Below are 7,973 nucleotides of genomic sequence, written 5' to 3'. Positions count from 1 at the left end.
GGCGATGGCGGCGCCGGCCCTGGCCGCCCGCTCCTCGATCGCGCCCAGCCAGGTCGCGTCGCGCGGGCCGTTCACCAGCAGGCGAAGCCGTTCTTCCCGCGCCTTCTCATAGGCGATATGGGCCTCGGCGTGGGACGGCAGACGGGCCAGCACCAGCCGGTCGAGAAAGCGCCGCCGCCCGGCCGCGCCTTCCGTCCAGATCCGGTCCATGGTCGGCGTCAGCCACAGGATCGACAGATCTCGCGCGAGGCTCGACTGGGTCGCCATGGCCCCCGCCCGCTTCACGATGCGCCGTTCGCCATCGCCCGCCGTCGCCGTGCCGAGATCGAGCGGGGCGACCAGATCCGACCCCTCGATGGTGGCCGCGACGGCGAAACCGCCGCTGCCGCCCATGCGGGCCATGTCCGCCGCCCTGGCATGACGCAGGCCCCGGCCGGGCGAGAGCAGCGAAACCGCCTCGAGGATATTGGTCTTGCCGGCGCCATTCGGGCCGGAGAACACCACGGGTCCCGGCCGAAGCGTCAGCACCACCCGCTCGTAGCAGCGGAAGTCGGTCAGCATCAGGCGCGAGACATGGCGATGGACCATATCCGCCGCCGCAGGCGCCGACCGGACCGCGAGCACGGGCCCCGCCTCAGACACGCATCGGCATCAGGACATAGAGGGTGGCATCGTCGCCCTGGTCGCGCACCAGGGTCGGGGCCAGCGAATCCGCCAGCACCATGCGCAATACGTCCGAACCGATCTGCTGGGTGATGTCGAGGAGATATTTGGCGTTGAAGCCGATCTCCATCGGGCTGGCGCGATAGGAGGCCGCGACCTCCTCGACCGCGCTGCCATTGTCGGGGCTGGTCACCTGCAGGGTGATGCGGTCCTGGTCGAGGATCAGCTTCACCGCCCTCGTCTTGTCGGTCGAAATGGTCGAGACACGGTCGACGGCGGCGGCGAAGAGCCGGGGATCGATCTCCAGCACCTTGTCGTTGCCGGTCGGGATGACGCGGGAATATTCCGGGAAACTGCCGTCGATCAGCTTGGAGGTCAGCACGATATCGTCGAAGGCGAAGCGGATCTTGGTGTCCGACAGCGACACTTCGACATCGCCCTCGGTCTCGTCGACCAGCTTGCGCACCTCGTTCACCGTCTTGCGCGGCACGATGGCGCCGGGCAGGCCGGCCGCGCCCGGGGGCAGCGGCACTTCGAAGCGGGCGAGGCGGTGACCGTCGGTGGCGACGCCACGCAGCACGGCAAGGCCATTCGACTCGGTCGCATGGACATAGATGCCGTTCAGGTAATAGCGGGTTTCCTCGGTCGAGATCGCGAAGCGGGTCTTGTCGATCAGGTCGCGCAGCGCCTTGGCCGGCAGGGCGAAGCGGTGGGGCAGACCGGCATCGGCGATGACCGGGAAATCCTCCCGCGGCAGGCACTGCAGCTGGAAGCGCGAACGCCCGGCGGCCAGGGTCATGCGCCCCCCCTCCTCCGCTCGGTAGGTCAGCTCGACGTCGGTGCCTTCGGCGAGCTTGCGCACGATGTCGAACAGCGTATGCGCCGGCGCCGTGGTCGAGCCCGCCTGCACGACATTGGCCGGCACGCTTTCGACGATCGCGAGATCGAGATCGGTCGCGGTCAGGTGCAACTGCCCGTCGCGCGCCTCGATCAGCACATTGGAGAGAATGGGGATGGTGTTCCGACGCTCGACGACGCTGTGGATATGGCCGAGGGTGCGCAGGAGGGCGCCACGTTCAATGATCAGCTGCATACGTCGGTCTCGAAACGTCGGTCATGATCCGTCTGGACAGGGGATCAGGAGGGCGGAACCGGCACCGAAGGGCACCGGCCGCGCACCGCAAGGCAGGCGGCGACACGGTGCTAGAGAATAGCAAAAGGAAAGGCGCCCGCCAGAGGTTTTTGATCCTCGGCAACATATTGATTTGAAGGGCTTATTCGGCGCCCGTCCGGCCCCTTCCGGCGCCCCGGCGAAAGCCCCTCCGCGGGGGTGATTCGCCCGCCCTCCCGCTCGAGGCGGCGCGACACCCTTTCTGATTGAATTCCCGCGATGCGCGATCCACTGTGCTCGTCGCGCGCTCTGGAGCAGCGCCAGCTTTCATGTCGACGGAGTAGCGATCTTGGCCAATTTCACCGGCACCAGCGGCGCGGATGTCTATGACGGCACCACCGGCAACGACACCATCAAAGGCCTTGGCGGCGACGACGAGCTTTACGGCGATGCCGGCAACGACACGATCGAGGGCGGCGAAGGCGACGACCTGATCGGCGGCGGCGCCGGCACCGACCGGCTGGTCGGCGGCAATGGCGACGATACCTATGTGCTCGACGAAGACACCATCGACACGATCGTCGAGACCGCGACCGGCGGCTTCGACACGGTCATCAGTCTCTTCGACTACACGCTGCCCGTGAATGTGGAGGGCCTTTACCTCTACGCCGGCAAGAAGGCCTACGGCAACGATCAGGCCAATGCGATTCAGGTCCATGACGGCGGCGGGGAACTTTACGGCCGGGGCGGCGACGACTTTCTGTTCGGCGGGGCGGGCAACGACCGGCTGGATGGCGGAACGGGCAAGGACCAGCTGCAAGGCGGTACCGGCGACGACACCTATGTGGTCGACAACAGCGGCGACACGATCAGCGACAGCGCGGGCATCGACACCGTCGTGTCCTCGATCTCCTGGGGCCTGAATGGCTCGCTGGAGAATCTGACCCTGACCGGGACCGCCAATATCATTGGTAACGGCAACTACCTCGACAACACGATCATCGGCAACGGCGGCAACAACAAGCTCGACGGCGGCGCGCGCAACGACATGCTGCATGGCGGCGCCGGCGACGACACGCTGATCGGCGGCAAGGGCGACGACAGCCTGTGGGGCGATGCAGGCGCCGACACGCTGACCGGCGGCCTCGGCAACGATAGCTATTATATCGACGCGGAAACCGTGCCGGACATCGTCAGCGAGGACGGCGGCAACGGCGTCGACACCGTCTATTCGAGCATGGACTACACCCTGACCGCGGGCGTCGAAAATCTCGTCCTCGTGAAAGGCAATCTCGGCCAGGGCAACACGCTCGGCAATGTCATCACCGGCAACAGCGGCGGCAACACCCTGAGGGGCGATGCCGGCTACGACACGCTGGACGGCGGCAGCGGCAACGACAAGCTCTATGGCGGCGATGGCGACGATATCCTGATCGGCGGCCTCGGCACCGACGCGCTGAGCGGCGGCAAGGGCAACGATACCTATTACCTCGATCCCGGCAACGTCCGCCGCGACACGGTCAGCGAGGCGGATGGCGGCGGCACCGACACGGTCATCTCCAACTTCGACTACACGCTGCTCGACGGCTTCGAGAATCTGACCCTGCTCGCCGGCAAGCGCGGCCAGGGCAATGCCGCGAACAATGTGATCACCGGCAACGACGGCGACAACACGCTGCTGGGCGAAGCGGGCGCCGACACGCTCATCGGCGGCGCCGGCAACGATCGGCTGGAAGGCGGCGACGGCAACGACAAGCTGGTGGGCGGCGCGGGCAGGGATCTCGTCTTCGGCGGCGCCGGCACGGACACGATCTACATCACCCCGGCGACCGATCTTGTCGATGGCGAAAGCTACGACGGCGGCGACGGATTCGATACGCTGGTCTTCGACGGCCTCGGCCGACGCGATGTGCTGAATCTGTCGACCCTTCCCTACACCGGCTTCGAGAAGATCGTCAGCTACGGAGGCACGCTTGTCGCTTCGCTGGCGCAGCTCACGGCCTTGAGCGCGATCGAGGCCTATGCGGTGAAGCTTACCGATGGCGGCACGCTCGATTTCTCCCGCATGCCGACCCTGACCCTTACCGACGGCCTCTATCTGTCCGACCTGGATACGGTCGTCGATCTGTCGCCATTGGCCGGCACGCGCGTCCTGTCCGGCACGCTCTCCGTCATCGGTGGGGCCGGCGACGACACGCTGACCGGTGGTGGTGGCAGCGCCTTCACGACCTTGACACTCGACGGCGGCAGGGGCGACGACATCCTGCGGGCCGGTGACAACAGGTACACCACCCTTGTCGGCGGGCGCGGCAAGGACATGGTCTATGGCGGCGGCAACAACGATGTTTTCGGCATCGCCGCGCGCGACCTCGTGGCGGGCGAGATTTACGACGGCGGCGCCGGCGACGACACGATGTCCATCGTGACGACGCGCAAAGGTGAAATCGTCGACATCGACCTGACCGGCATCACCCTGCGGAACATCGAAGGGCTCCATGGTGCCTGGGATGCCGGCATGCGGATCAAGATCGCGGACCTGGAGCGGTTCGCGAGCATCGGCGCGAACGATATCTATCTGAAAGATGGCGGCCTGCTCGATTTCACAGGCGCGACATACATCAACATCAGCAATATCTACCTCGCCAATGAGGCGACCACCGTCGACCTTCGCGGATTTCCCCGGGATTACTCGATCTTCGATATCGACACGATCCAGGGCGGCAGTGGCAACGATGTTTTCCGGGCGGGTTATAACGCCGTCGAATTCATCGGCGGGGCCGGCGACGACGTGTTCTATTGCGGAACTTCCATCATCACCGGCGGCGCGGGCACGGATCAGTTCGTGCTCAAGGCGAAGAAGCAGACCACGATCACCGACTTCGAAAATGGCGTCGAAAAGCTCGATGTCCGCGACTTCGGTTACCACAGCTTCGACGACATGGTCGCGGCGGGCTTCAAGATCCGAGACTCGGGTGTCGGGTACATAAATGTCGATCTGGGCCCCGGGGCATCCGTCAGGCTGTCCGGCGTAGCCGCCTCCACCATCGACGGCAGCGATTTCCTCTTCGCCTGATGGCTCACACCCCGTGGTTCACACCGCGGGGCACCACCCCTTTTTCCGGCGGTGCCCCATTCGTGCCACGATCCCCCATTGTACTCCCGTCATGCGCGCCTCACTCTACGCGTTGCGCGTTAAGCATTGCGCGCTGAAGAAGTGCCTCCCATGACACAGACGGAGTAGCGGTCTTGGCCAATTTCACCGGCACCAGCGGCGTGGACGTCTACGACGGCACCACCGGCAACGACACCATCAAGGGCCTCGGCGGCGACGACGAGCTTTACGGCGACGCCGGCGACGACTGGATCGAGGGCGGCGACGGAAACGATCTGATCGGCGGTGGCTACGGCGCCGATACGCTGGTCGGCGGCGCCGGCGACGACACTTATTACATCGATTTCAGCTCCGGCTCCGACCGGGTGTCGGAGATGCGGGACGGCGGCTTCGACATCGTGATCTCGGAGGGCAGCTATACCCTGAGCGGCAATGTCGAGGGCCTTTATCTGCTGGGCGGCACCAAGGGTGTCGGCAACAGCATCCAGAACGTCATTCTCGGCAACGACGGCAACAACGAACTCTACGGCATGAGCGGCGACGACGGGCTGAAAGGCGGCCTCGGCAACGACCAGCTCTACGGCGGCCGCGGGCGGGACGAAGTCTATGGCGATGCCGGCAACGACAGTCTCTATGCCTATCTTGGCGACGTCGTCGCCGGGGAGATTTACGACGGTGGCGATGGCACGGACACCTTCCGCTTCTCGGACAATGATTTCATCCTCAAGGGCGACCTGAGCGGCGCCGTCTTCCGCAACATCGAAAACCTCTACTCGCGCGCCTATGTCACTTACATGTCCCAGCAGACGGCGCGCGGCTTCGATTCGATCTCGGCCGAACTCATCGGCCTGACCGAAGGCGGAACCGTCAACCTGCGCGGGATCACCACGCTGGACATCGACGGCATCCAGCTCTCCGACGCCGGCAATATCCTCAGGGTCGCCAATTTCGAGGCATCGCTCGGCGCCTACGACTTCCTGACCATCCGGGGCGGCAAGGCCGCCGACCAGATCACCGGCGGCACCACGGGATTCAGCATCATCGACGGCGGCGCCGGCGACGACATTATTTCCGCCGGCACGGGACATGCCCGCCTGATCGGCGGCCGCGGCGTGGACAAGGTCACGGGCAGCAGCGCCAACGACTATATCGAGATCACTTCGGCCGGCGACGTCGCCGCCGGGGAGGTTTACGATGGCAAGGGCGGCAACGATAGCTTCGGAGTCATCTCCGAGAGCTACGAAGAGGTTCGCCTCGACCTTCGCAAGGTTACCGTCGTCAACATCGAGACGCTGGAAACCTATGGCGTCGACCTGGCGCTGACGCCGGAATCCCTGGCGCCCTTCGACAATATCCATACCGGCAACCTGCGCTTCATCACGGGCGGCCGCATCGACCTGTGGGACAAGGCCGAACTCGACATCGGCTATGTCTTCCTCAGCGACCGGGGCAACATCTTCGACCTGCGGGGGCCGAGCGGCCCGCAGGCCGAGCTTTCGGTGTTGTGGATGCATGGCGGCGCCAAGGCCGACACGATCATCGGCGCCGGGGAAATCATGTATGTCTTCGCTGGCGACGGCGACGACATCATCGACGGCGGCGCAGGTAACGACGTGTTGCAGGGTCAGGGCGGCGCCGACACCTTCGTGTTCCAGGCCGGGCATGGCCATGACGCCATCTACGACTTCGAGCGCGGCCACGACAAGATCGACGTCCGTGCTTTCGGCTATCACTCGCTGGACGACCTCTATGCCGCCGGCGGCTCGATCGGCGCGGCCGACTACAGCCCCTACGCGGCGGCGGTCAAACTGTCGGCGGGTTCGGACAGTATCGACGTGTCGAGCACCACGCCGCAGATCATGGCCCTGGACGCCAGCGACTTCATCTTCGCCTGACACCTCTCACCCCGCGGCGTCAGCCGCGGGGTCCCGCCCCGCATTCCGAAATGCCGGGGGCCTCAGGCCTCGAGGACGCGGCGCAGGGCGTCGATGTCGTCCTGGAAGGCGGTGTCGGTCGAGCACAGCTCCTCGATCTTGCGGACGGCGTGGATCACCGTCGTGTGGTCGCGGCCGCCGAACTTGCGGCCGATCTCGGGCAGGGAGCGCGAGGTGAGCTGCTTCGAAAGATACATTGCGACCTGGCGCGGCCGGGCCACGGCGCGGGCGCGGCGGGCCGACAGGAGATCGGCGAGGCGGACGCCGTAATAGTCCGAGACCTTGCGCTGGATCTCCTCGATCGTCACCCGGCGGTCGTTGGCGCGCAGCAGGTCCTGCAGCACTTCCTGGGCCATTTCGACCGTGATCGGCCGGCCGACCAGTTCGGCGAAGGCGACGACGCGGTTCAGCGCGCCTTCCAGTTCGCGGACATTGGACGTGATGCGATGGGCGAGGAATTCCAGCACCCGGCGCGGCACGTCCTGGGTGCCCATGCCCTCGACCTTCTGCTCGAGAATGCCGAGGCGCAGTTCGTAGTCGGTCGGGTGGATGTCGGCGACGAGACCCCAGCCGAGGCGGGAGCGGATGCGCTCCTCGATGCCTTCGAGGTCGGTCGGGCTGCGGTCGGCGGAAATGATCACCTGGCGGTTATGGTCCACGAGGGCGTTGAACGTGTGGAAGAATTCTTCCTGCGTGCTGTCCTTGCCCGAGATGAACTGGACATCGTCGATCATCAGGACGTCGACCGAGCGGAACTGCTCCTTGAAGGCCATCGTGTCCTTGAAGCGGAGCGCCCGGATGAACTGGTACATGAACTTCTCGGCCGAGAGGTACAGGACCTTCTTCTCCGGGGCCTTTTCGCGCAGGGCCCAGGCGATGGCGTGCATCAGGTGGGTCTTGCCGAGGCCGACGCCGCCATAGAGGAACAGCGGATTGAATTTCACCGCCTCGCCTTCGGCGACGCGGCGGGCCGCGGCATGAGCGAGTTCGTTCGACTTGCCGACGACGAAATTGTCGAAGGTGAAGCGGGTATCGAGCGGGGCGCCGACACCGACATCCTGAATGCTGGAAGTCTGGGCCACCGGCGCGGCGGCCATGGCGACGGCAGGCACGGCGGCCGGCGCCGCGCCATAGGCGGCGACGGGGCGGGGTG

Annotated in this window: 5 protein-coding genes; 2 read left to right on the top strand and 3 right to left on the bottom strand. The window is 65.7% G+C overall.

Annotated features, from left to right (window positions below; translation table 11 throughout):
* Together WAZ62_RS22065 and dnaN are read right to left on the bottom strand one after the other, a co-directional pair.
* The coding region (locus tag WAZ62_RS22065) for an AAA family ATPase (RefSeq protein ID WP_422645673.1) at window positions 1-624 on the bottom strand (624 nt) is incomplete at its 3' end.
* A gap of 10 nt (window positions 625-634) precedes the next feature.
* On the bottom strand, window positions 635-1,756 hold the full coding sequence (gene dnaN / locus WAZ62_RS22060; RefSeq protein ID WP_422645672.1) for a DNA polymerase III subunit beta: 1,122 nt from the start codon (window positions 1,754-1,756) through the stop codon (window positions 635-637).
* Window positions 1,757-2,123: 367 nt separating this feature from the next.
* Here dnaN and WAZ62_RS22055 point away from each other — a divergent pair, with 367 nt between their 5' ends.
* Together WAZ62_RS22055 and WAZ62_RS22050 are read left to right on the top strand one after the other, a co-directional pair.
* Window positions 2,124-4,847, top strand: a complete 2,724-nt coding sequence (locus WAZ62_RS22055) for a calcium-binding protein (protein ID WP_422645671.1) — start codon at window positions 2,124-2,126, stop codon at window positions 4,845-4,847.
* Between the two features lie 173 nt (window positions 4,848-5,020).
* Window positions 5,021-6,781, top strand: coding sequence for a calcium-binding protein (locus tag WAZ62_RS22050; RefSeq protein ID WP_422645670.1), 1,761 nt, complete (start codon window positions 5,021-5,023; stop codon window positions 6,779-6,781).
* A gap of 62 nt (window positions 6,782-6,843) precedes the next feature.
* Here the strand turns inward: WAZ62_RS22050 and dnaA are convergent.
* Window positions 6,844-7,973: chromosomal replication initiator protein DnaA (dnaA, locus tag WAZ62_RS22045; protein ID WP_422645669.1), on the bottom strand; the 1,130-nt coding region annotated here is incomplete at its 5' end.

This window comes from Zavarzinia sp., assembly GCF_049306435.1.
In the GTDB taxonomy this organism is placed as follows: domain Bacteria; phylum Pseudomonadota; class Alphaproteobacteria; order Zavarziniales; family Zavarziniaceae; genus Zavarzinia.
This window is presented reverse-complemented; position numbering and strand designations above follow the sequence as displayed.